Raw genomic sequence first — 25,213 nt, 5'->3', positions numbered from 1 at the left:
GCCTTCACCCTTCACGGGATCCGCATGGATTCGTCACACCTAGCTCGGGAATGCCGGAAAAGGGTTCGCGGCCGGGGATCGCGGCTACCATGACTGGCTCCGAAGGCGTACAAGCGCAACTCCCCTATGTGAGAGGAGAGTTGATGAAGCAATGGTGAGGTCGTCACGTGTATCTGAATGTCCCTTTCGAAGACGGTGAGGTCTTCGTCGTCGAGTTGCCCGCCGAGCAGGGCGCCGGAGTGATCCGGGCGAGCCGCGGTGACGAACTCTTCGGGGCGTCCGCCGAGACGTTCGAGTCGGGCATGGCCCGGGTGCAGCGGGTGGCCGCGACGATGCTGACACGGCTGGCGGACCTGCCGCGCAGTCCTGATCACATCCGTGCGGAGTTCGGACTGCGGCTCACGGCGGAGGCGGGCCTGGTCGTGGCGAAGGGGTCCGGGGAGGCGCACATCAAGCTGGAGCTGGAGTGGGACCGCCCCGAGAGCGGCGCGTGACGCCCCCGGGCGAGCCGGAATCCGCGTGGGAACGCGGGACGGCCCGGGTGCTGCACGACGGCCGCCCGGTCGGGGTGGCGTTCCTGATCCCCGACCGGCTGCTGCTCACCTGCGCCCATGTCGTCGCCTCCACCGCGGGTCTCCGGGACGACGCACCCCTGCCGGAATCCCTTCCGGTCACCCTCGACTTCCCGCTGCTGCGCGGTCGCCCCGAGGCCACGGCCTCCGTGCACTTCAGCGTTCCCGTGGCCGCCGACAGCAGTGGCGACGTCGCCGTCCTGCGGCTGGACGGCGAGCCCCCGCCGGGTGCGCTGCCCCTGCGGATCGTGGCGGCGGAGAACCTGGCCGGGCACCGCTGGCGGGCGTTCGGCTTCCCGAAGTTCCCGGGACGGGGCGGCGGCAAGGACGCCGGGATCTGGACCCGCGGCACCGTGGAGGGCCGCGAGGGCACCGGCTGGTGGCAGCTGACCTGCGACGAGGACGCCCCGTTCCCGCTGGCGGGCGGCTTCAGCGGGGCGCCGGTGTGGGACGACGAGTACGGCGGAGTCATCGGCGTCGTCGTCGCCGTGGAGGGGGACCAGCGACGCCGGACCGGCTACGCGCTCACCGTCGAGTCCCTCACCCGCGAGTGGCCGCAACTGCGCGGAAGGCTGCTGGCGGACAGCCCCTACCGCGAACTGCTGCCGTTCACCGAGCAGGACCGCGCCGTCTTCCACGGCCGTACGCTGGAGACCCAACGGCTCACCGAACTACTCGAACACCAGCGGGTACCCGTCCTGCCGGTGTTCGGCCCCTCCGGCGTCGGCAAGTCCTCGCTGGTCGGCGCCGGTCTGCTCGCACACCTCGACAGCGAGCGGTACGTGATCGCCCGACTGCCCCACGGGCTGCGCCTCACCGCCGAGGAACTGCTGGCCTGGGCCCTGGCCTCGGCGGGGGACACGGACACCATGCGGGCGGGCTGGCACGACCGCTGGTCGGCGCTGGCCCGGCAGCTCACCGACGAGCAGGGCATCCGTACCGCCGTGGAGCGGACACTGGCCCGCCACGGCGGACGGTCCCGGCTGGTGCTGGTGGCCGACCAGTTCGAGACGCTGCTCGCGGACGCGCCCGGCACGGCCCGCCGGCTGGACGCCATGCTCGGAGTGCTGACGGCCCGCCGCACGGACGGCAGCCGTCCCGCCCAGGCCGTGGTCGTCACCCGGATCGACTTCCTGCGGCAGATCGAGCAGCTGCCCCACCTCCGTACCGCGTGGGACACCACTTCCGTGGTGGTGCAGCCGATGATGCGGACGCAGCTGCGCGAGGCGATCGTCCGTCCGCTGGACGGGCACGGCGGGGTCCGGTTCGCCGACGGCCTGGTCGAGCTGCTGCTGCGCGACACCCCGCCCGGTCCGGCCGCGCTGCCGATGCTGGAGTACGCCCTGAGCCTGCTCTGGGAGCGACAGGAACGCGGACTGCTGACCACCACCGCGTACCAGGAGCTCGGCGGTGTGGAGGGAGCGCTGACGAGAAACGCGGAGCACCGGCTGTGGGGCTGGGCGGACGGGGCCGAGCGGCAGGCGCTGGAACGGATCTTCATCCAGCTCGTACGTCCCGGCGAGGAGCTGGACGCCGGGGAGCGCGGCCCGGACACCCGCCGGGTCGCCGCCCGCACCCAGTTCTCCGCGGGCGACTGGGCGCTGATCCACCGGCTGGCCAGCACCCGGCTGGTCGTGGTGACGCGCCGCCCGACCGGGCGCGACACCGCCGAGCTCGCCCACCAGGCACTCGTGGAGAAGTGGCCGCGGCTGCGGGGCTGGGTCGAGGAGAACCGTGAGTTCCGCGGCTGGCAGGAGGGTCTGCGCCGGTCCCTGCGGGCCTGGCAGGAGCTGGGCCACCCGCCCGAACTGGCCCTGGGCGGGGAGCAGATCGCGCGGGCGCGGCGGTGGATCGGCGTACGCGGCGCCGAGATCCCCGCCGAGGAGACCGGGTTCGTCGAGGCCAGCGACCAGATCCAGCAGCGTCTGGTCCGCCGCCGCCGTACGGTCCTGGCGGGCTTCGCCGTGCTCACCGTCCTCGGTCTCGTCGCGGCCGGGCTCGCCATGTTCAACGCCCGCAGCGGCAGCGAGCAGCGGGCCCTGGCCGCCACCCGGAGCCTGACGGAGCAGAGCCGCCGGTACGCCGGCTCCGATCCTGCCCTGGCGGCCCGGCTGGCCCTGGCCGCCCAGCGCGTCTCCCCGACCCCGGAGACCCGCGCCCAGCTCCTGTCCACGGTCTCCTCACCTCTGCGGGCCACGCTCCCGGGCCACACGGGAGAGGTGCGGTCGGTCGCCTTCAGCCCGGACGGCAGGACCCTCGCGTCCAGCGGGAACGACGGCACGGCACGGCTGTGGGACGTCGCGGGACGGCGGCAGTCGGCCTCGCTCGACGGCCGCAGCAGCCAGGTGCACACGGCGGCGTTCAGCCCTGACGGCAGGACACTCGTCACCAGCCATGACGGCTGGAAGGCACAGCTGTGGGACACCCGCACACGCAAGCGGACCGCTGTCCTGACCGGCGCCGGGAGACCGGCGGTCTTCAGTCCGGACGGGGACACGATCGCCACCGGCGCCCGGCAGGGCAAGGTGCTGCTCTGGGACGCCCGTACCCACCGCAGGACCGGTGAACTCCAGGCCCACGGCGACGACGGCTCGTGGGCCGCCCCGCTCGCGTTCAGCCCCGACGGCAGGACGGTCGCCGTCATCGTCAACGGTCTTGGCACCAGCGCCGACGACAAGGCCGCGGTGCAGCTCTGGGACGTGGGGCAGAAGCGCCGCACCGCCACGCTGAAGGGCCATACGGGTCAGATCCGCTCGCTGGCGTTCAGCCCGGACGGTGAGACGCTGGCCACGAGGGCGAGCGACGGCGTGACGCTTCTGTGGGACCCGCGCGGGCAGCGTCCCCCGGTCAGGCTCAGCGACTACAACGGCACCGGGTCCGCCCTGGCCTTCAGCCCGGACGGCCGGACCCTGGCGAGCGGGGGCCAGGACCGCTCCGTACGGCTCTGGGACGTGCGGGCACGCACGGCCATGGTCATGCTGACCAGCCATACCGGCCCCGTGAACGCGCTCGCGTTCAGTCCGGACGGCACCGTGCTGGCCAGCGGGTCGGAGGACGCCACCGTCCGGCTCTGGGACATGCGGGCCGGCCGGCCGCGCGCCGCCTTCGCCGGGCCGGGCGGTTCGGGAAGCCCGGCGGCCTACAGCCCGGACGGGCAGGTGCTCGCGACCGGCGACGGCGACGGGACCGTGCACCTGCGCGACGCCCGGACACGCCGCACCCTGGGCCGTCTGACCGGGCACACCGGCGAGGTGAACTGGGTGCGGTTCAGCCCAGACGGCCGCCTCGTCGCCGCGAGCGGCGACGACGGTACGGCGGTCCTGCTGTGGGACGTACGCACCCGCCGCCGTCTCGCCTCCCTCGACGGCCATCGCAGCCCCGTGCAGCGCGTCCTCTTCAGCCCGGACGGCCACACCCTCGCCACCAGCAGCTACATCGACAGGACAACCCGCCTGTGGAGCCTGCGGACCTATCAGCAACTGGCGTCCTTCCCCAGCGCGGTCACTTGGTCGGCCTTCAGCCCGGACAGCGGGACCTTCGTGACCGGCGGCCGTGAGTCCTCGTCCGTGCGGCTGTGGGACGCGCGGACCCACCAGCACCTCGGTGACCTCGACGGGCCGACCGGCATGGTCGGCCTCGTGGTGTTCAGCCCGGACGGCAGGACCCTGGCAGCGGCCGGCTCGGGCGGCAGGCTGTGGCTGTGGGACATCCGGCACCGCCGTCTCACCGCGACGGTCAAGGGGCACGCCGACGCCGCGGAGTCGGTGGCCTTCACCCCGGACGGGAAGACCCTCGCCAGCATCGGCCGGGACGCCGCGGTGCGACTGTGGGACGTACGTACACTGCGCCGCCTCGCCACCCTCAACGGGCACGTCGGCGCCGTCCGGTCGGCCGTCGTCAGCCCGGACGGCAGGACCCTGGCCACCACCGGCGACGACCGGACGGTACGCCTGTGGGACCTCCGGACCCACAGACAACTGGCCCTGCTCACCGGCCACACCGGTGCCACGCGCTCTGCTGTCTTCGCCCCGGACGGGAAGACCCTCACCACCACCAGCGGCGCCGACAGGACCGCGCGGGTGTGGGACACCGCCGCCTTCGGCGACCTCGCCACCCTCACCGGCGAGGCCTGCGCGATCGCGGGCCGCTCCCTGACCGAACGGGAATGGCGCCGCTACCTCCCCGACGGAGTCGCGTACCGCCGGATCTGCCCCTGAACCGTGGCCGAGGCCGGGGTGAGGGCCGGTGATGTCGTCGCAGGTGCTGGCGAGAGGATTCCGCAATTCCTGTCCGGACAGGTAATTTTCTCTAGTGTGTTCCCAGGGAGCCTCTGAGTGCACGCTGCAAGCCCCGGCCAGGGAAAGTGGTGTCCTTGGTGGGAGCTCTTCTCGTCTGTCGCGGCGGGCTAGGATGGAGAGACAGGGGCATTTAACTGTTCGAGCAATATGTACAGAAAGGCGCACCGATCATGACGCGGTCGACATCTCCTGCCGAGGGTCCGGGGCCCGCGCCGACCACGGACGACGCCGGGATGGTGCCGGTGCCCGCGTTCGCGCACGCGGCGCCGATCAGTCACGGGATCTTCCGGGTGGCGCGGCTGCACCGCATGATCGCCGGGCAGCTTCTGCGCCGGGTCGGACTGCATCCGGGCCAGGAGCTGGTGATGATGCACCTCTGGGAGCGGGGGCCGCAGCGTCAGATCGACCTGATCCGTCTGCTGGACTCCGACGCCGCCACCATGACCCGCAGTGTCCGGCGTCTGGAACAGGCGGGTTTCGTCCGCCGCCGCCCCTCGGACACCGACAAGCGCGCGGTCATCGTGGAGCCGACCGCCGCCAGCCTCGCCCTGCGGCGGGAGGTCGAGCAGGTCTGGGTCGAGCTCGAAGGGATCACCGCCGGTGATGCCACCGCTGAGGAGCGGGCCGCGGCCCTGTGCGTGATGGAACGACTGGAGCAGCAGCTCACCCGGTGGGCGGCGGCCGAACGCTGACGGGCCCGGAGGGGAAGCGTGCCCCGCACAAACTGATCGGACAAGTATTTCGGTGGCCTGACCGCTTTCGTGGTGACACCGGGCGGACATCGGGCATCTGCGCCGCCGCCCGATGTGCGGCGGTCACTCAAGGATCTCCGTGCCTGTCACGCGCCCCGAAAGGGTGCGGAACGGGGCGAACGGGCCCGGCTGCGCACCGCCGTCCCTCGGCCGAGATCCACGCTACCTGCGGTAACCGTGTGTGCGATGGCTGTGGAGGGAATTTTCCGGCCCGGACAGGAATTGTCGCGTATACGGGAACGGGAAGGAGGCGGGAGGTGGGATGGGGACTCAGCGGCGGAGCGGTCACGGCAGAGCGCCCATGGCCGCACAGCAGCCCTCGGACCACCGCCCGCCTCGTCCGGATCCCCGTCAGGTCCGCAAGCGTCCGAAGCGGTCCGCCCGTCAGTGCTGAAACGTTTCTTCATCGATCTGTCACCGAGCACAGGAGCACAGAACCATGGACATCAACGACCGAGTGGTCATCGTGACCGGCGGCGGCAGCGGGATCGGCGCGGAGACCTCGCGGCTGCTGGCCGGGCGGGGCGCGAAGATCGTCGTCACGGACATCAGCGAGACGGGCGAGGAGATCGCCAAGGGCATCCGCCAGGCGGGCGGGGAAGCCACGTTCATCAGGGCGGACATCAGCGCCGAGGAAGAGGCCGAAGCGCTGGTGGCCAAGACCCTGGAGCGCTACGGCAGACTCGACGGGGCCTTCAACAACGCCGGTGTCGAGCAGGCCGGTGTCCCGCTCCACCAGCTCACCGCCGCGCAGTGGGACCGGGCGATCCGCGTCGATCTGACCGGGGTCTTCCACTCCCTCAAGTACGAGATCGCGGCCATGCTGGAGTCAGGCACCCGCGGCTCGATCGTCAACACGGCCTCGTCCCTCGGCCAGATCGCCGTGACCGACGCCGCCGAGTACGTGGCCGCCAAGCACGGTGTCATCGGCCTCACCCGCGCCGCCGCCGCCGACTACGGTCAGCACGGCATCCGTGTCAACGCCGTACTGCCCGGCATCGTGGAGACCCCGCTGATAGCACGGCTCTCCGAGGACCCCACGTTCTCCGGCAAGTTCGACGCCATGCGTCAGCGGCATCCCCTGGGACGCTTCGCCAAGGCGAACGAGATCGGTGAAGCCGTCGCCTGGCTGCTGTCCGACAACTCCGAGTTCGTCACCGGCGCGGCCATCCCCGTCGACGGGGGTTACCTGGCCGTGTGACCCCACGGCCAGGGCCGCACACGCGTGGGGTCCGGCCCGTCAGGTGCCGCCGGTCACCCCGGCGGCACCTGGAGGGCCGAGCGGACCACGGCGCGGCGACGGTGCACCAGATGTCGGCGGGCTTGCCCGCGTCGAAGGTGTGGACCGTGCTGGTCCTGGCGTCGTGGCCGCAGACCGCAAAGGGGCCCCGGCGCACATCGAAGGTGCTTCGCTTCCCGCTGTGGGCGGTCGCCATGATCACCGAGTTCCGCAGCGGAACGGCACTCGATGCCCGACCGGCTTGCGGAGCCCCGGTCAACTGGGAGGCCGATCGCCTGGCTGAAGTGCCGTCGGATCGGAAGGCGCGTCAGTCAGCGGCGCGGGGACCCCCGGATGGGCGTGGTGGACCCGATGGCCGCACCCGGGTGGCGTAGTTCGGCGGGGGAGCGGCGGTACCAGGAGCTGAACAGCTGATGATCATGTAAAGATGTGGCCCGCTCGGCCGAGCCGAACCGTCCTGCTTCCCGAGGGCCCGCGGAGGATCTCGTGTACGACAGCCATCCCACCGACACGGGCTCCGGGGCGCTCGTCACCGACTCCGTGGTCCCGCCCGGGTGGCCGGTCGCGCTGCTCCGGGTGCGGCTGTACTCGCTCGCCACGCTCAGGGACAACGGCTGGGGCACCCGCAGAAACGTCGAGGTCTCCCTTGCGGCTCCGGTCTGACCGGGTTCGACGGACCCGGGCCAGGGTTCCCGGACCTCCAGGAGGCGTGGCATGGACCGCCTGACCGCTCGGTGGCCGTATGTGCGCTGGCTTCCCGTGGGCCTGATCGTCGCGGCCACCGCCGCGGACTCCGCGACACCCCCCGAGTACACGTCGGTCCCGCTGGTCGCCTCCGCGTGTGTGCTGGCCGGTGCGACGCTGACCTTCCGGGGTACGGCGTGGACCGGGGTGTTCGCCCTGGTCGTCACGTTGCTGGCGAACTGGCATCTGGGACTGCTGAGCTCCGCGACCGGTTGGGGGGAGGCGCTCAACGTCGTACTCGCCACGGCCATCGCCCTCGACGTCAACCGTATGCTCGACCGGCACGGCAGACGTCTGGCCACCGCCCGGTCCGTGGCCGGTGTCATGCAGGGCGCGGTACTGCCCTCCCCGCCCGCCCGGATCGGGTCGCTCCTCGTGGCGGCCCGTTACGAGGCCGCCGACGCCGAGGCCAGGATCGGCGGGGACGCCTATGCCATTCAGGACACCCCGCACGGCATCCGTGTCCTCATGGGCGATGTCCGTGGCAAAGGGGTCGGGGCCGTCTCCACCACCGCCACCCTGATCGGCGCGTTCCGCGAGGCCGCCCATCATGTGCCCGGTATCGGGGACCTCGCGGACCGGCTGGAGCAGTCCCTCGAACGCGACCGTGCCCAGAACCCGCACAGCGACCGCGACGAGGAGTTCACCACCGCCCTCATCGCCGAGATCGACCAGCGGGGACATACCCTCCGTATCCTCAACCGGGGTCACCCCGCCCCCTATCTCATCCGGGACGGCCGCACCACCGAACTCACCGCCACCGCGCCCGGCCTCCCGCTGGGCATGGGCGGCCTCACCGACCAGCCCACCACCCCGGACTCCTTCACCCTCGCGTCCGGCGACACCCTGCTCTTCGTCACCGACGGCGTGACCGAGGCCCGCGATCCCGGCGGAGCCTTCTACGACCCCGCCGGGCTCACCGTCCCCGCCAGCGGTACCGACACCCCCGCGGCCACGCTCGACGCCCTCGCCGACGACATCCACCACTGGACCGGCGGCCCCCGCGACGACGACATGGCCACCCTCGCCATCACCCTCACCTGACCCAGAACCCCGCGGGAGCCGACCGGTGTCAGGAGGTCCGTCCGTCGGCCGTTCTCAGAGGTCCAGGACGAGCCGGTCGCTCCGGCAGCGCCCGACGCAGATCATCATCGTGCGCCCGGCCAGACGTTCCTCCTCGCTGAGCACGGAATCCCGGTGCTCCGGTGTCCCGGCGAGGACCCGGGTCTCGCAGGCGCCGCAGTATCCCTTCTCGCAGTCGTAGGACAGGCCGCTCACGGCGTCGCGCAGGACCTCGATGAGCCGTCGGTCGGGCGGCACGGTGAGGGTGCCCCCGGTGCGGGCGAGCCGGACCTCGAAGGTCCGGTTCGCCGTGGCGTCGAACGCCGCTTCGAGGTCGTCCCCGGCGCTGAAGCGCTCCAGATGCAGCCGGTCGGTACGGTCCAGCCGGGCGCACTCGCGCTCGACGGCCGCCAGCATCGGCGTCGGCCCGCACGCGTGGACGGCGGTGTCCGCGTCCAGCGCGCCCAGCAGCCGGGGGAGGTCCGGCAGCCCGGCCTCGTCCTGGGGGAGCAGGGTGAGCGCGTCGCCCGCGACGGCGGCGAGCTCGTCGGCGAACGCCATCGTCGCGCGGGTGCGTCCGCCGTACACGACGGTGAACGGCGTGCCGCGCCGGGCGGCCTCGCGGACCATGCTGAGGATCGGTGTGACGCCGATGCCGCCCGCGAGGAACAGATAGGACGGCGCGTCCGCGAGCGGGAAGTGGTTGCGCGGCCCGCGCACCGCGAACACGGCTCCGGGGCGCGCGAGTTCGTGGAGCTCGGCCGAACCGCCCCGGCCCAGGGGTTCCCGCAGCACCCCGATACGCCATGTCGTGGCGTCGGCGGGGTCTCCGCACAGCGAGTACTGGCGCAGCCGTCCCGAGGGCAGCCGCAGCTCGATGTGCGCGCCGGGCCGCCACGCGGGGAGTTCACCGCCGTCCGGCAGACCGAGGCCGACGGCGACGACACCCTCGGCCGCGGTGCGCACCGCGGTCACCCGCAGCGGGGTGGGCGTGCTCAGCGCACGGACCGCGCCCGCCGCCGTGGTCGCCGGGGGGCCGGGTGTGAAGAGCGCCGGGACCGCGTCCCAGCCGGACTGGTTGCCGCGTGTCGGGTAGGGGACCAGCCCTTCCTCGATCACCCGGTAGTCGGGCAGCCGGGTCAGGACCTGCGTCATCATCGCGCGGAACATGGCCCGCGCGAGGTGGGCTCCGGCGCACCGGTGCGAGCCGATCCCGAAGCTGAGGTGCCGGCTGGCGTCGCGGTCGAGCCGTATCTGCTCCGGCTCGGGGAACACGGCGGGGTCATGGTTGGCGGCGACCCAGGGGATCAGCATCCGGTCGCCCGCGCGCATCGGGCAGCCGCCGACCTCGACATCCCCGGTGACCGTGCGCGCCATCGACTGCGACGGGGCGAACGCGCGCAGGAACTCCTCGGTCGCGCCGTCCAGCAGATCGGGGGAGTCGATCAGCCGCCTGCGCTGTTCGGGGTGGCGGGCGAGGTGGACGAGCGTCGAGCCGGTCAGGGAGGTGGTGGTGTCGACGCCGCCCGCGATGAGCAGGCCGATCACCGACACGAGTTCGTCGTCGTCGAACCCGGCGCCGTCGGCACGGCGGCCGGCCAGCAGGGCGCTGACCGCGTCGGCTCTTGGCGCGGCTCGCCGTTCGGTGATCAGCTCGCGGATGCGGCGGTCCATATAGGCCAGCCCCGCGGCCCCGCGCGCGGCGCGTTCGCTGCCCGCCGGTGCGGCGAAGATGTCGTGAACCGGTCCGGCGAGCCTCGCCCAGTCCTCCTCGGGGAAGCCGAGCCAGTCCAGGGTGACCGCGGCCGGCAGCGGATTGGTGAGGTCACGGACGAGGTCACAGGAGCCGAGCTCGATGAAGTCGTCCACGACACGGGCGGCGTGCCGCTCGATCATGGGCACCAGTTGCCCGACCGCCTCCGGTGTCAGCAGCGGGTTGATCAGTTGCCGGTACTCGGTCGAACGCGGCGGGTCGAGCTCGATCGGGAACTGTTCGAGCCCCGGTCCCTTGGGGATGACGATGCCGACGCCCTGCCCGCCGTGGTCGCCGCGGGCCGACGAGAACGTCGCGTCGTCGCGGGCGATCCGGGCCACATCGGCGTAGCGCGTCGTGTAGTGGAAGCCGCCGTGGGCGGCCGAGCGGCCCACCGGGCAGCTCTCGCGGAAGCCCGCGTAGTAGGCGACCGGATCGGCGTTGGCCTCGTCGGAGTGATGGTCGAAAGCGGTGTCGAAGTCGGCGGACATGGTGGCACGCTCCACGTGCTCGTGACTGTGCGCGGTGTTGTCCGGCCGCGCCACCGGATGTCAGCTGCCTCAGCGGTGTCGGTCACCCTAAGGCGCGGCCGCCGAGCTTGACAACGGTTCGTGGAAGACGGTTCAGAAGGTCAGTACGGCCTTGCCGACCGAGCCGGACCGGACCGCCGCGACGGCCTCGTTGATCTGCTCGAACGGGAAGTAGGTGATCATCTTCTCGACCGGGAACCGGCCCTCGGCGTTGAGCTCCAGCAGCTCCGGCAGGAACAGCTGCGGCACACTGGACCCGGCGACGATGCCGGTGACCGTGCGCCCGTTGAGGATGCTGCGCCAGTCGAAGCTCATCGACTCGCTCGGGCCGACGCCGATGACACCGGCGCGGCCGAGCGGCCCCAGCGCCTCCACCGCGGTGCGCAGGACGTCCTCGCGCCCGGTCGTGTCGATCACGAAGTCGAACCCCTCCGGGACCAGGGCGGCCAGTTGCTCGGCGGTCCCCCCGGCCGAGGAGTCGACGCCGTGCGTGGCGCCGAAGCCGCGGGCCGCCTCCAGCTTGGCCGGGTTCACATCGACGGCGGCGACGACCTTGCAGCCGCTCAGCGAGGCGGCGATGACGGCGGACACCCCGACGGCCCCCGCCCCGAAGACCGCGATCGACGCGCCGGGACGCGGTCGCAGCACATTGAACACACCGCCGGCCCCGGTCTGGAAGCCGCAGCCGAAAGGTCCGGCGCGCAGCAGGTCGTACGACGCGTCGATCCTGACGACCGCCCGCTCCGGCGCGACGACATGGTCGGCGAACGACGACTGCCCGAGGAAGTGGGCGTTGACCTCCCGTCCCCCGTGGGTCACCGCGGTGGAGCCGTCGGGCCGGCGGCCGGAGAAGTTCAGCGCGTCGAAGCCACGGCAGTAGGCGGGCGAGCCCGTGCGGCACAGCGCGCAGCTGCCGCAGGACGCGAAGGACATCGCGACATGGTCGCCCGGCCGTACGGAGGTGACATGCGCGCCGACCTTCTCGACGACGCCCGCCCCCTCGTGCCCGAGCAGCGCGGGCGTGGGGAAGAAGCCCGCGAACTCCAGGTCGGTACCGCAGACGCCGACGGCGGCGACCCGGACGAGCACCTCGTCCGGGCGGGGCTCGTCCAGGTCCACATCGGTCAGGACGAAGGGCTCTCCGGGCTGCTCCAGCAGAGCGGCGGTGGCGCGCACAGTGCCTCCTCAGTACCTCACAAAGCGAGACTGCATATTGACATGCGTGACGGGGTCGGTCAATGTTCCCTCCATGGCGGCTGTTGACTTCCCTCCTTCCCAGCACTTCATCGACGGCGAGTGGGTCGCGGCCCGCGACGGGGGCACCCTGGACGTCCTCGATCCGGCCACCCGGCAGGTGATCACCGAGGTGGCCCGGGCGGGCGGCGACGACGTCGACGACGCGGTCACCGCGGCGCGCCGCGCCTTCCCCGGCTGGGCGGCGACCAACCCGAGCGAACGCGGGGCGCTGCTCCGGCGCTGGGCCGACCTGATCATCGCCGAGGTCGAGGCCCTCGCGGCCGTCGAGGCACGGGACGTGGGCAAACCACTGTCCGGGGGCCGGACGAACATGTACATCGCCCACGGCATCGTCGACTACTTCGCGGGCGCGGCCGACAAGCTCACCGGCGTCACCCTGCCCACCCGCGGCCCCGACTACCTGGGCTACACGGTCCCCGAGCCGTACGGCGTGTGCGCGGTGATCATCCCCTGGAACGTCCCCGCCGTGCTCACCGCCGCGAACGTCGCGCCCGCGCTCGCCGCGGGCAACACGGTCGTCCTCAAGCCGTCCGAGATCGCGCCGCTGGCCCCGTTCGCGCTCGCCGCGCTCGCCCACCGCGCGGGCTTCCCGCCGGGGGTGGTCAACGTCGTGACGGGCCTCGGCCCCGAGGCGGGCGTCGCGCTCACCTCGCATCCGGGCGTCGACCACATCAGCTTTGTCGGCTCCACCGCCACCGGACGGGCGATCATGACGGCCGCGGCGCGGAACCTCGTCCCGGTGAAACTGGAACTCGGCGGCAAGTCACCGAACGTGCTCCTCGCCGACGCCGACCTCGACACGGCGATCCCCGCGATCGTCACCTCCATCACGGAGAACGCGGGCCAGAACTGCTACGCCGGTGCCCGGCTGCTCGTGGACGCCTCGGTGCACGACGAGGTCGTGGAGCGGGTCGCCGCTGCCATGGCCGCTGTCAAATCCGGTCCCTGGGACGCCGATCCGGACATGGGGCCGCTGGTCAGCGCCGCGCAGTTCGCCCGCGTCAGCGGCTTCCTCGAAGAAGCGCCCCGCGAGGGCGCCCGCCTCGTCACCGGTGGCGCGCCCACCGGGGAGGGGTGGTTCGTCCGGCCGACCGTGTACGACCGTGTCGACGCGAACATGCGCGTCGCCCGCGAGGAGGTCTTCGGGCCGGTCCTCGCCGTGCAGTCGTTCCGCGACACCGCCGAGGCGACCGCGCTGATGAACGCGACGGACTTCGGTCTGCTGGCCTGCATCTGGACCAACGACATCTCCCGGGCGCTGCGGCTCGCGAAGGACGTCCGCTCCGGGCAGGTGACGGTCAACCAGTTCCACGACGCGGGAGTGATCGGCTTCCCCTTCAACATGCAGAAGGACAGCGGCTTCAGCAGGGGCGGCGGGTACGCGGCACTGCGCGAGTACACCCAGGAGAAGGGCGTGGCCATCCGACTGCTGGACCGTTGAGACCGGACACCGTCGGCATCGGCCGGAGTCGTTGCGCTGCGGCGCCGCGCGCCCGGCCGCGCTCCGCACACCTCACGGGCCGACCGGTAGGTGCCCCCTGTCCGCCGAGGCGCGCCCCTGGTGCGCCTCGGCGCCTCGGCGTTGCCCTTGCGCGGGGTGACCACGGCGGCCGGTGACGACAGCGCATGGCGATCACACCTCCCGGTGACGACAGCGCTCGGTGACGACAGCGCCCGGTGTGCCGCTGACCGGCGGCCCCGGTAGTCCGCGCGTACGGTGATTCGCGCGTACGGCCGACGCCACCGTCGAATGCCTCCTGGGCGCGGTCGCTGGGCCTCCCGCCACCTCGACGGAACCGAATCCGGCGTTCCCGGCCCCGCGACCTGCTCGCGGGCCGTCGGCCGGCGCCCGCTCGCCGCCGAACGGCCGCCCGCCGCGCGGCGATGACGAGCCGACGCCGACCGACCCGTCACCCGCTCGCCGCTGAACGACCGGCTGTCGGCACCCGCGCGGCGATGACGGACGGCCCCCGTACGGCGATGACGAGCCGACGCCGACCGACCACTGACCCGGTACCCCCCTCCCCGGCCGCGCGCTGAACCCCCGGCCACCCTCGCGCGGGCGGGCCGGACGACGAACCGGCATCCGTTCGCCGCTCCGCACCCGCCGGCCGGACGCGGACCACCGTCCCGCCCGCCCGTCGTGGTGGCCGCCGCGCGGCCCGGCGGACACGGCCCGCCGGGACCGTCCCCGACCGCCGTCACCCGGCCCGTCCGCCTGCGGACGGACGAAGCGCCGGCGAATCGAAGATGTGGCGCAGGAGCGTTGACAGCACTGGGCGGCGACGGTCAGAGTACCTCGCAATACGTTCCATCGCCTCACAATGCGAGACACCCAAGGGTGGGAGGCTGCGCGGTGCGAGCCATGGCGCAGCCCGATTCCGGCGGCCCGAGGCCGTGTTCCCGCTGGATGTCCCGGAACCGATGAGCGGACCGCGCGACACCGTCGCCTTCGCCGGAAGCGCGTCCACCGCGCCGAGCCCGACGAAGCACCGAACCCGTCGACCGACCACCGTCCCGTCCCCGCCGCCACGACCGCCTCGACAGGGCGGTGCCACCCAGCGAAGGAACCACGCACATGACCCGACACAGCACGCTCCTGCGTCGCGGGGCCGCGGCCGGCCTCGCCCTGACGACGGCCCTCGCGCTGTCCGGCTGCGCCGACAACGCGGCGACCGCGCCCGGCGCGACCCCCGCGGCGAAGGGCGGCAGCGCCCCCGGCCTCAAGCAGCCCGATGTCAACGGCGACGGCAAGGTCGTCATCGGTGTCCTCAGCCCCGGCGACATCAACGACCGCGGCTACTACCAGAGTTTCGTCGACTCGGCGGACGCCTTCGCCAAGGAGCAGGGCTGGACGGTCGTCAAACGCGGCAGCGTACCGCCGAGTGACGCGCTCACCGCGGCACGCGCGCTGTGCCAGCAGAAGGTCGACCTGGTCGCGATCGGCGCGAGCGAGCTCAAGACCGCCATCCCCGCCTCGGAGGAGCCGGTCTGCGGGAAGAGCGCCTGGTACGTCCCGATGCAGGCCAACATCGATCAGACCCCGAAGATCCTGCTGTCCACCGACGACCCCGAGCAGTCCATGCTCGTCGCCGGTTACGCCGCGGGCCTGCGGATGAAGGCGGCCGGACACACCAAGGCGGGCTTCATCACCGGCATCAAGGCCGACTACAGCGTCGCCGCCGCCACCGCCTTCCTCGCCGGAGTCCGGGAGATCGTCCCGAAGGCCACCCTGACGACCACCTACACCGGCGACTTCAACGACTCCGCGAAGGCCAAGGAAGCCACCCAGGCGCAGCTCAACCAGGGCGTCAAGGTCATCTACCCCTACCTCGGCGGCGCGACCGACGCCTCGGCGAAGCTGGCGAACTCCGGCGGTGCGCTGACCCTCACCCCGGGCACCGACCGGTGCGCCTCGGCGAGCCCGAAGTTCGACATCTCGGTGCTGTTCAGCCCCGGCGACTACTTCCGCGCCGGGCTGGAGGAGTTCGCCGCGAACAACCTGAAGATGGGCACGACCCGCGTATGGCAGCTGGGCGTCGACCCCTATCCCACCGTCAAGATATGCGACGCCCAGGGCGACGAGGACCAGCGGCTGGCCCAGTTCATCAAGAAGATCGGCAGCAAGGAGATCGACGCGGCGGCCGAGGTCGAGCGACTCGGCTGACGTGCCGACACCCACGAGGAAGATCAGCGATGACACCGACGACCTCAGCGGTTCCGCTTCTCGAACTGCGTGGCATCACCAAGTCCTACGGGCCGGTCACGGCCTGCGACGCCGTGGACCTCAGGGTCGACGCCGGCGAGATCCATGGACTCCTGGGCGAGAACGGGGCCGGCAAGTCCAGCCTCATGAAGGTCCTGCTCGGGCTCGTCCGGCGCGACACCGGCACCGTCCTGGTGCGCGGTGAGGAGATCGCGCTGGACAGCCCGCAGGAAGCGGCCGAACGCGGCATCGGCATGGTCCACCAGCACTTCAGCCTCATCAACGGGCTGACCGTATGGGAGAACGTGGCGCTCGGCGACACCGGCAAGGTCAACAAACAGGCCGTCTGCGCCGGTATCGCCGAGGTCTCCGCGCGGTACGGACTGCCGATCGACCCCGAGGCACGCGTCGACGGACTCTCGGCCGGCGAGCGGCAGCGGGTCGAGCTGGTCAAGTGCCTGCGGCGCGACCCCCAGATCCTGATCCTGGACGAACCCACCTCGGTACTGACCCAGGCCGAGTCGCGGGAGCTGTTCGACGTGCTCGGCCGCGTGGTGCGGGAGGAGGGCCGCGCCGTCATCCTCATCAGCCACAAACTCGCCGAGATCGCCCAGGCGACGGACCGGGTGACCGTCCTGCGCAAGGGCGCGGTCGCCTTCCGGGCGGTCACCGCCGAGACCACCCCGCAGTTGCTCGCCCGGCGGATGGTGGGCCGTGAGGTGTCGCTGGGCGAGGAAGGCGCGGCCCTCGGCCTGCTGCCGGTGCCGCGGGCCGCCGAAACAGGCGGGGGAGGACCGCGGGAGGAACTTCGGCCCGTACTGCGCCTCGCCGGACTCACCGTCGTCCAGGGCGGGGTCAGGGTTCTCGACGAGGTCGAGCTGACCGTGGGCGCGGGCGAGATCGTCGCCCTCTACGGAGTCGAGGGCAACGGCCAGGCGGCGCTCGGCGAAGTCCTCGCCGGGCTGGTCGTACCGACCGGCGGCACCGTCGAGGTCGCCGGGAGCCGGGTCGACCTGTCCCGGCCCGGCGCGCTGTCGAAGGCCGGACTCGGCATCGTGCCGGAGGACCGGCACCACAGCGGCGTCGTCCTCGACATGAGCGTCGCCGAGAACCTGACGATGAAGTCGCTGGACAAGGTCAGCGGCCGGTTCCTGCTGCGGCGGCGCGCGATGCTCGCCCGCGCCCGGCGCCTCGCGGACGAGTTCCATATCGTCACGCCCTCGCTGGACGCGCCGGTGCGCAGCCTCTCCGGCGGCAACCAGCAACGGGTCGTGCTCGCCCGGGAACTGTCCGGCGGCACCCGCGTCCTGGTGGCCGCGCAGCCCACCCACGGGCTCGACGTCGGTGCCATCGAGGACATGTACTCCCGACTGCGCGGGGCCGCCGAGGAAGGCGTCGGGGTGCTGCTGGTCTCCACCGAACTGGAGGAAGTCATGGCCCTTGCCGGCTGGATCGTGGTGATCTCCGCGGGGCGGATCACCGGAGCGCTCCCCGCCTCCGAGGCGACCCCCGAACGCCTCGGCATGCTCGTGGGCGGTGAGGCCGCGTGAAGGCCGCCTCACCGACGGCACCGGACGACCTCGCCCGGCGCCTCCTCGCCCGGCTCCGCCCGGGGCCCGACGACCGGCTGACGGCGGGCGTCACCCTCGCCCTCGTCGCCGTCGCCCTCGGGGTGTCCGCGCTGCTGCTCACGATGAACGGCGCCTCCCCGAGCGCCTCGCTGTCCGCCATCTGGACCGGGAGCCTGGCCAACACCGCCGGATGGACGACGACGCTGCTCAACGCCGCCCCGCTGCTGCTGGTGGCGGTCGGCGCGTGCATCTGCGCGTCCGCCGGAACGTTCAGCATCGGACAGGAGGGCCAGGTACTCGTCGGCGGCCTGGTCGGCGCCTGGGTCGGGCTGCGGCTGGCCGTGCCCGGACCGGCGCTCGTCGTCGTGGTGATGGCCGCCGCGGCGGTCGGCGGTGGCGCCTGGGCCGCGCTCAGCGCCCTGATGTACCGCTTCCGCGGCGTCAACGTCGTGGTGAGCACCCTGCTGATGACGTTCCTCGCCATCCAACTCGTCACGTTCGCCGTCAGCACCCCATGGCTCCAGGAGAGCGCCCAGGGCTCCTCGGGCATCGCCGACGCGCAGTCCAACCCCCTGCCCGCGGGCGCCCTGCTCTCCGGCTTCGGGCAGTACCCGTCGCTCCAGCTCAACGCGGGACTGTTCCTCGCACTCCTCGCCGCGGTCGGTGTCGCGCTGGTCCTGACCCGCAGCCGGTGGGGCTTCCGGGTCCGGATGGTCGGACTCAACCCGCTGACGGCCAAGCACACCGGTGTCCGGGTGGCCGCGCTCGGCGGCTTCACCCTGGCACTGTCGGGCGCCTTCGCGGGCCTGGCCGGAGGACTGCTGCTCGCCAGCCCGGTCAGCCCCAACCGGCTCCAGCCCGGACTCTCGGACAACGTCGGCTGGGACGGCCTGCTCGTCGCGCTCGTCGCGCGCAACCGGCCCCTGATCGCGATCCCGGTGGCGTTCGGGTTCGCCGTGCTGCGCGCGGGCGGCGACTTCCTCTCCGCCACCGGGGTGCCCTACTACCTCGTGGACATCGTCAAGGCGCTGCTCGTCCTCGCGTTCGTCGCGCCGCCCGTCCTCGTCGGTCTCTTCCGCGGGCGTCGCGGCGCCGCACCGCCGACGCCGTCCCCCCTGTCCGTTGTCCCGATCAAGACGAAGGCGGCCGCGTGAGTGTCCTGGACAGCACCAGCACCATTCTGGCGAGCGGGGTCCGGCTGACCGTGCCGCTGGCGTTCGCCGCCTGTGGGGAGTACCTGGCCCAGCGCGCCGGAGCGATGAACATCTCCGTCGAGGCGATGATGCTCGGCGCCGCGTTCACCTCGGTCGCCACCGCGAGCGCCACGGGCAGCGCCACGACGGGCCTCGCCGTCGGCGTCCTGACCGGCCTGGTCATCGGCTTCGTGCACGGCAATCTCTCCCACCGGGCCCAGATCAACACCTTCGTCGTCGGCCTGGTGCTCAGCGCGCTGGCGCTCGGACTGACGAGCTACCTGATCACGACGAAGCAGTTCGCCTCGCACCAGGTCGGGACGCTGTCGATCCCGCTGCTGCGGGACATCCCGCTCATCGGCGCACCGCTGTTCTCCGTACGCTGGCCCGCCTATCTGCTGATCCTGCTGGTGCCGCTCACCTGGTGGCTGGTGCAGCGCAGCCGCTGGGGCCTGGAACTGCGGGCGGTGGGGGAGAACCCGCAGGCCGCCGATGTCGCGGGCATCAAGGTCAACGCACGGCGCCGGCAGGCCCTGCTCTGGTGCGGCGCGCTGGCCGGACTCGGCGGCGCCTATCTCGCGGTCGGCGAGGTCGGATCGTTCAACCAGAACATGACCGCCGGACGCGGGTACCTCGTCATCGCCGCGGTGATCTTCGGAGCGTGGCGGCTCGGCCGTACCCTGCTCGGCTGTCTGGTCTTCGGCCTCGCCGACGCGATGCGCCTGGCGCTCCCCGCGCTCGGCGTCACCCTCAATCCGCAACTGCTCGTCGCGGCCCCGTATCTGCTCGCGCTCCTCGCCATGCTGCTGTTCGCCGGTCAGCACCGGGAACCCGCCGCCCTCGGCCGCCCCTTCCTGCGCGGTTCGACCTGACGGCACGGGGGCACACGACGGAGGACGCCGGTCCCGCGATCACGCGGAACCGGCGTCCTTGTGCCCGAAGCTCAGCCCCACAGCTCCTGGATGGTCGAGAACACCTTCTGGTTGTGCGAGAACTCGATGGTGTTGCCGTCGGGGTCGTTCACGGCGCAGATGTACCCGATGTGGGCGGCCATCTCCACCGGCTCCCACCGCAGATTGCCCGTCTCACGCGCCTTGGCCGCGACCGCGTCGACGTCCTCACGGTTGGGCAGCTCGATACCGATGTGCGCGAACGGCGCCAGCGTCGTCACCTTCTTGCCCGGCTCGATACCGAAGCGCGCCCCGACCTCGGGAATGAACTCGGCCAGGACCAGGACCAGCGGTGAGTCGACCTGGCCCTTGTTCGACAGCCAGGCGCCGCGCCCGTTGTCGTCGTCGTTCTTGGTGACCAGCACCAACGGGGTGATGCGCTCGTAGAACTCGATCGACCGGTCCAGGTCGCTGACCGGCAGGGCGACATGGGTCCAGCGGGGTTCGGTCAGTTCTGCCATGGTTCGGCTCTCCTCGTTCATCTCATGCGTCGGATACATGTGCGTGACGCGCGTGGTGCGCTTCTTCATGTGCGGAATGTGCGTGGTGCGCTTCGTGCGGCCCGACCGCGGCGCGTGGCTGTCGCGCCGACCGGCCGTCCGGCTGTGTGGCCGTCCGGCCGTGCGGTCAGACGGTGGGCCACTTGGCCCGGTCGGGCAGACCGGAGCGGGCCACGATTCCCTCACCGGCCTTCTGGGCGCGGCGCAGCAGGTCGTCCTCGTCGACCGTCGTGCAGCGGTAGTCGTCCACCACGCGCCGCCCGTCGACGAACACGGTGTGCACACCGCGTCCGTCGGCCGACCACACGAGCTGGTTGGCGACGTTGTGCAGTGGCCGCCACTCGGGCCGGTGGGTGTCGTGCAGGACCAGGTCGGCCTTTTTGCCCGTCTCGACCGAGCCGATCTCGTGGTCGGCCTGCAAGGCACGCGCGCCGGCCCGGGTCGCCATCGCGAACGCGTCCTCGGCCGGGAAGATCCTGGCGTCACGCCGGGCGTCCTTGAACAGCCCGGCGACCAGATACGTCGCGCGCATCAGGTCGTGGTAGTTCGAGGCGTTGTTGCCGTCGGTGCCGATCGCCACGTTCACTCCGGCGGCCACCATCTCGGGGAACTTGCCGATCTGTGTGACGCCGTAGGACACCTTGAGCGCCGTGGTCGGGCAGTGCGACACATTCGTCCGGGTCCTGGCGAGCACCGCCACCTCGTCGTCGTCCACATGGACGGCGTGGGTCAGGGTCACGTTCGGGCCCAGCACGCCGATCTCGTCCAGGTGCACCATCGGCCGTTGCCCGAAGGCCGCGAGGAACCCTTCGGGGTCCATCGCCGCCGGGGACATATGGGCGCTGAACCCGGTGCCGCACTCGACCGACAGCCCCTTCGCGGCCCGCCACAGCTCGTCGCTGCAACAGGTGTGGCCGATGATGATCGGCCAGGCCTGGATACGGCCGTCGGCCACCGAGGCGTACCGGTCCATCGTGTCGTTCAGACGCGCGATCGCCTGCTTGGTCGACAGCCGCAGCACCTCTGGCTCGGGTACGAGATCCCACGCCCACGGTCCGACACGGGCGCGGATGCCGATCTCGGTGAGGGCCTCGACCACCGGGTCGATGAACCGGATCGTCCCGGCTTCCAGGAACGAGGTCGTCCCGCTCTTGAGCATCTCCAGCGACGCGAGCTGGGCCGATATGTGTTCGTCCTCCTCGGTGTAGTGGGTGTGGATCGGGGTGAGCCACTCGAAGACGTTCTCCAGGAACGGGGTGTCGTCCGGGACGAAGCCGCGGGTGAGCGGTTCGCCGGTGATGTGGACATGCGTATTGATCAGTCCCGGGGTGACGACGAACCGTTCGCCCGCGATGACGGTGTCGCTGTGCCACCGGGCGGTCACGTCGGCGGTCTTGCCGACGGCCACGATCAGGTCGTCCCGGATGGCGACCGCGCCGTCGCTGATCACACGGCGCGAGTCGTCCATCGTCACGACGAGGGTGTTGACGATCAGGGTGTCGGCGGGTGCCGTGGCGTTCGGGGAATTCACGAGGTGGCCTCCGGAGTGCGGGAGCGGGAGCGGATGAGGCTGACGTGCTGGCGCGGCACCGGCTCGAACGAGTCGACCAGTTCGGCTCCGGCCGCTCCGGCCCACGCGCGCAGGTCCGCGTCCGTGACCCCGAGCCCCGCGGTCGAGGCCAGCATCGTCAGTGACAGCAGCAGTTCATGACGGGCGGCGGCGCAGACGGCACCGCGGTCCTCGCCGTCGCGCCGGGCGTCGGCCGGGTCGGGACGGGGGTAGTCGACAACCACGACGACCCCGTCCGCACCGGCCAGTCGGACCGCCCGGGCGAGCAACCGCCGTGCCCGGTCGGCCGGTTCGGCGCGCAGGACATGCGCCAGGACGACGACATCGGCCGCGGCGACCGGAAGCACGACGTCGAGGTAGTCACCCGCGACGGGGATCACCCGCTCCCGCAGTCCGGCGTCGGTGGCCGCCCGCTCGGCGATCGGCAGCACGTCCGGCCGGTCGACCGCGACGACCGTGCCGTTCGGCCGGGTGCGCAGCAGCGCGGTCAGCCATGCTCCCGAGCCGCAGCCGAGGTCCACGACCGTCGGCCGCTCCGGCCACCATCCGCGGCGCTCCAGCTCGGCGGAGACGGCTGTCGCCACCCCGGCCTGGGTCGGGCCGGTCGCGCGGACGAGCGCCGGGTACAGCTCGGTGAGACCGGCTGTCACGGCCGGATCGGGTGCGCCGCTGCGCACGGCTTCGGCCAGACCGGGCCAGGCCGCGGGCGGTCCGGGCGAGTACCGCACGAGTGCGGCCATCGAGGCCGGGGACGCCGACACCAGATAGCGCTCGGCCACGGGTGTGAGCCGGAAGCGGTCCGCGTCGGCGTCGAGCAGTCCGAGCGCGACCAGGGTCTCCGCCAGCACGGTCACCGGGCCGGGCCCGGCCGCCCCGATCGCGTCCGCCAGCCTTGCGGAGTCCAGTCCGGTACGGGTGTCCTCCTCCGCCAGGGCGTCGAACAGACCGAGGTCGAGCGCGGCCGACAACGCCCAGTAGGAGGTGAAGCCGTTGATCACGTCCCACACCGGCGCCGGGCCGACCGGGGCGGCGGGCGCCGTGTTCATGGGCGCAGCACGATCTTGCCGGTGGCGCGGCGCGACTCCATCCGCTCCTGCGCCGCCGCGGCGTCGACCAGCGGGAACTCGCTGTCGATCGGCGTGCGGAACGTCGAGGCCCAGTAGGCGTCGAGCATCGCGGCGAACTCACGGCGGTCGTAAGGGTCCGAGCCGAGCAGCTGGAGCCCGAAGTGGTAGGCGTACACCAGGTCGAACTCGGCCCGGTTGCCGGTCGTGTTGCCGAAGAACACCAGCCGCCCGCGCGGCGCGAGGCTGTACACGCCGGTGTTCCAGGTGGCCGGGCCGACATGGTCGAGCACCAGGTCGGCGCCGCGCCCGCCGGTGACCTCGCGGACGGCCGCCACGACGTCCTCGGTCGTGGAGTTGACCACCACATCGGCGCCCAGCCCGCGTGCGTACTCGGTCTTCGCGTCCGAACCGACCGTGGTGACCACACGGGCACCGGCGGCCTTGGCCAGCTGGATCAGCGCGGTGCTGACACCGCTGCCGGCCGCGTGGATCAGCACCGTCTCACCGAGGCGGACCTTGCCGATCTCGACGAGCGCGTGCCAGGCCGTCATCCAGATCGTCGGCACGACGGCCGCGTCGACCAGGTCGACCTCGTCCGGCACCTGGTGCACATTGGCCGTCGGGACGAGTACGTACTCGGCGTAGCCACCGGCCAGGTTGGCGCCGATGACCCCCGCGGTCGCGCATCTGCCGTCGGCTCCGGCGACACAGTCCGCGCAGTTCCCGCACGGCACGGCCGGGTTCACGACGACGCGCGCGCCCTCGGCGAGCGGGCTCGCGCCGCCCGTCCGGCCCTTGCCCGCGTGGCCGTTGCTCGCGGGATCGGTGTCCGGCCGCCCGTCGCCCGCCGGGCCGACCGCCGCGATGGTGCCTGCGATGTCCATGCCACTGACGTGCGGTAGGGTGAATCCGGGGATCAATGAGGGCCCGCGTCTTTGCAGGACGTCGAGGTGGTTGAGCCCACAGGCTTCGACGCGGACGAGCACCTCGTCCGCCCCTGGATCGGGCATGGGTACGTCGGCCACCTGGAGCACATCCGGGCCGCCGTGCGTTCGATGGAGTACAACCTTCATGGGAGAGACCCTCCGCTGGCTGTGGGACTTCGGTCGCCGGCCAGCGCGTCGCACACCTGGTCGGCATGCAACGGTCTCCGCGAAGCGCCGCAGGCGCTCCCCCTGACCGGTTTGTTGCCCCCCGATCAGGTCGGCCGAACGCTATGGGCGCCCGCCGACGGTTGTCAATGGCCAATACAAATCCCCTCGAACTGGGCCGGGGCGGCGGGAAGAACACGGCCATCGACGCGCACACCGTGACACCTGGGACGACGGTGGCGGGGGTGCCGTACAGGCGCTGAAGGTGATCACGCCGTACCGGGTCCGGTGCACCGCCGGGCCGCCGTCGCCGACCGCCCCGCCCTGTCCCCTCCCGCGCCGACTGCGCCCGTGACGACGCGCGTTGACTCTCCGGAATCCCCGTCCGCCTGCTGCGCGGACGGGGTTCCGCGCGTCCCCGGCCTGGCTTTGCGTATCGCTTGACATGATGCCGTCTCGCATTGAAAGATGCTTGCCATGCATGTAGTGACGACACAATCCGGCCTGGGCCGGATCGAGGACGGGGCCGTCGCCCTGCTGGACACTGCATATCCGCACGTCGGCGCGGTCCTCGCAGAGGAGGGCTCGCTACGGAGCCTGGCGTCCCGCACGGTGCGCCGGCGTATCCCGCTCGACACCGCCACGCTCATGGCGCCGCTCGGCCGGCCCCGCGCGGTATGGGGCGTCGGGCTCAACTACACGTCCAAGGCAGCCCGGACCGGCCGGGCACTGCCCGGGGAGCCGATCCTGTACCTGGCCGCGTCCTCAGGCGTGCCGGCACCCGGCGCGCGGGTGGTGATCCCGGGGACCGCGACCGAACCCGACTACGAGGGGGAGATCGCGGTCGTCGTCGGGCGCCGGCTCTACCAGGCGGCCGAGGCGGACATCTGGCCCGCGATCGCCGCTGTCACCGCCGCCAACGACATGACGGCCCGCGATGTCATGCGCACCACGGGAATCCCCGCCCTGGCCAAGAGCTACCCGGGATTCACCCCGATCGGCCCGTCGCTGCGCACCCCCGACGACCTGCCCGACCGCGACGCGATCCGTGTACGGACCCGGGTCAACGGCACGCTCCTCCAGGACGACACGAGCGCCGGGATGATCTTCCCGATCCCCGATCTGCTCAGCAGGCTGTCATGGTTCGCCGCGCTCGAACCCGGCGATGTCGTCCTCACCGGAACCCCGGCCGGCACCGGCCAGGACCGCGCGTGCTTCCTCGCCGACGGCGACGAGGTACGGGTCGAGGTGGACGGTGTGCTGCCCCTCGTCACCCGCGTCGTGCGTCCCTCGGACGCCCTGGCGCACGACCACCGGCTGACCGAACCGGTCAGCTGACCGCCCCACACCCTGGAGA

General features: G+C 72.1%; 18 protein-coding genes. 12 read left to right on the top strand and 6 right to left on the bottom strand.

The genetic code is table 11. From position 1 onward, the window contains the following. Window positions 1–167 precede the first annotated feature (167 nt). The 6 genes from AB852_RS11180 (at window position 168) to AB852_RS11160 (ending at window position 8,650) form a co-directional block, all read left to right on the top strand. Complete coding sequence (locus AB852_RS11180) at window positions 168–494, top strand: CU044_2847 family protein (protein ID WP_073786580.1); 327 nt, start codon at window positions 168–170, stop codon at window positions 492–494. Then, complete coding sequence (locus AB852_RS11175) at window positions 491–4,789, top strand: nSTAND1 domain-containing NTPase (RefSeq protein WP_073786565.1); 4,299 nt, start codon at window positions 491–493, stop codon at window positions 4,787–4,789. The genes AB852_RS11180 and AB852_RS11175 overlap by 4 nt, the downstream gene beginning before the upstream one ends. A gap of 251 nt (window positions 4,790–5,040) precedes the next feature. After that, window positions 5,041–5,562 (top strand): MarR family winged helix-turn-helix transcriptional regulator, encoded by a 522-nt coding sequence (locus tag AB852_RS11170; RefSeq protein ID WP_073786563.1) that lies wholly within the window; start codon window positions 5,041–5,043, stop codon window positions 5,560–5,562. 499 nt (window positions 5,563–6,061) lie between these two features. Continuing rightward, on the top strand, window positions 6,062–6,823 hold the full coding sequence (locus AB852_RS11165; RefSeq protein WP_073786561.1) for an SDR family NAD(P)-dependent oxidoreductase: 762 nt from the start codon (window positions 6,062–6,064) through the stop codon (window positions 6,821–6,823). Window positions 6,824–7,348: 525 nt separating this feature from the next. Then, entirely contained in the window at window positions 7,349–7,525 is a 177-nt protein-coding gene (locus AB852_RS39650) for a hypothetical protein (protein WP_178390986.1), read from the top strand. Window positions 7,526–7,576: 51 nt separating this feature from the next. Then, entirely contained in the window at window positions 7,577–8,650 is a 1,074-nt protein-coding gene (locus tag AB852_RS11160) for a PP2C family protein-serine/threonine phosphatase (protein WP_073786559.1), read from the top strand. 54 nt (window positions 8,651–8,704) lie between these two features. Here the strand turns inward: AB852_RS11160 and AB852_RS11155 are convergent, their stop codons facing one another. Continuing rightward, window positions 8,705–10,927 (bottom strand): cytochrome P450/oxidoreductase, encoded by a 2,223-nt coding sequence (locus tag AB852_RS11155; protein WP_218623250.1) that lies wholly within the window; start codon window positions 10,925–10,927, stop codon window positions 8,705–8,707. Window positions 10,928–11,044: 117 nt separating this feature from the next. After that, the gene (locus tag AB852_RS11150; protein ID WP_073786555.1) at window positions 11,045–12,127 is read right to left on the bottom strand and encodes an NAD(P)-dependent alcohol dehydrogenase; all 1,083 of its coding nucleotides are present in this window, start codon (window positions 12,125–12,127) and stop codon (window positions 11,045–11,047) included. Between the two features lie 73 nt (window positions 12,128–12,200). Between AB852_RS11150 and AB852_RS11145 the strand changes: the two genes are divergently transcribed. From AB852_RS11145 to AB852_RS11125, 5 genes are all read left to right on the top strand, one after another. Next, window positions 12,201–13,649 (top strand): aldehyde dehydrogenase family protein, encoded by a 1,449-nt coding sequence (locus AB852_RS11145; RefSeq protein WP_073786553.1) that lies wholly within the window; start codon window positions 12,201–12,203, stop codon window positions 13,647–13,649. 1,137 nt (window positions 13,650–14,786) lie between these two features. Further along, window positions 14,787–15,875: a BMP family ABC transporter substrate-binding protein gene (locus AB852_RS11140; RefSeq protein ID WP_073786538.1), complete on the top strand. Its 1,089-nt coding sequence runs from the start codon at window positions 14,787–14,789 to the stop codon at window positions 15,873–15,875. Between the two features lie 29 nt (window positions 15,876–15,904). Next, window positions 15,905–17,464: an ABC transporter ATP-binding protein gene (locus AB852_RS11135; RefSeq protein ID WP_073786536.1), complete on the top strand. Its 1,560-nt coding sequence runs from the start codon at window positions 15,905–15,907 to the stop codon at window positions 17,462–17,464. Continuing rightward, window positions 17,461–18,639, top strand: coding sequence for an ABC transporter permease (locus AB852_RS11130; protein WP_073786534.1), 1,179 nt, complete (start codon window positions 17,461–17,463; stop codon window positions 18,637–18,639). The genes AB852_RS11135 and AB852_RS11130 overlap by 4 nt, the downstream gene beginning before the upstream one ends. Next, entirely contained in the window at window positions 18,636–19,550 is a 915-nt protein-coding gene (locus AB852_RS11125; RefSeq protein WP_073786532.1) for an ABC transporter permease, read from the top strand. Before AB852_RS11130 ends, AB852_RS11125 begins: the two co-directional genes overlap by 4 nt. 71 nt (window positions 19,551–19,621) lie before the next feature. Here AB852_RS11125 and AB852_RS11120 read toward each other — a convergent pair whose 3' ends face one another. The 4 genes from AB852_RS11120 to AB852_RS11105 all read right to left on the bottom strand — a co-directional run bounded on the left by AB852_RS11120 (window position 19,622) and on the right by AB852_RS11105 (window position 23,838). Next, a complete protein-coding gene (locus AB852_RS11120; RefSeq protein WP_079184591.1) occupies window positions 19,622–20,089 on the bottom strand; it encodes a VOC family protein in 468 nt (155 codons plus the stop codon). Window positions 20,090–20,255: 166 nt separating this feature from the next. Further along, entirely contained in the window at window positions 20,256–21,659 is a 1,404-nt protein-coding gene (locus AB852_RS11115; RefSeq protein WP_218623249.1) for an amidohydrolase family protein, read from the bottom strand. Then, on the bottom strand, window positions 21,656–22,744 hold the full coding sequence (locus AB852_RS11110) for a methyltransferase (RefSeq protein WP_073786530.1): 1,089 nt from the start codon (window positions 22,742–22,744) through the stop codon (window positions 21,656–21,658). The genes AB852_RS11115 and AB852_RS11110 overlap by 4 nt, the downstream gene beginning before the upstream one ends. After that, window positions 22,741–23,838 carry a zinc-binding dehydrogenase gene (locus AB852_RS11105; RefSeq protein WP_073786528.1) on the bottom strand — a complete coding sequence of 366 codons (1,098 nt, stop codon included), beginning with the start codon at window positions 23,836–23,838 and terminating at the stop codon, window positions 22,741–22,743. Before AB852_RS11105 ends, AB852_RS11110 begins: the two co-directional genes overlap by 4 nt. 504 nt (window positions 23,839–24,342) lie before the next feature. On the opposite strand from AB852_RS11105, the gene AB852_RS11100 reads away from it, so the two are divergent. Next, window positions 24,343–25,194 carry a fumarylacetoacetate hydrolase family protein gene (locus AB852_RS11100; protein ID WP_073786526.1) on the top strand — a complete coding sequence of 284 codons (852 nt, stop codon included), beginning with the start codon at window positions 24,343–24,345 and terminating at the stop codon, window positions 25,192–25,194. The last annotated feature ends 19 nt before the right edge of the window (window positions 25,195–25,213 follow it).

The sequence above is a fragment of the Streptomyces uncialis genome (genome assembly GCF_001905345.1).
GTDB lineage: Bacteria > Actinomycetota > Actinomycetes > Streptomycetales > Streptomycetaceae > Streptomyces > Streptomyces uncialis.
Note: the sequence above shows the minus strand (reverse complement) of the source record. Positions and strands in the feature narration are given on the sequence as shown.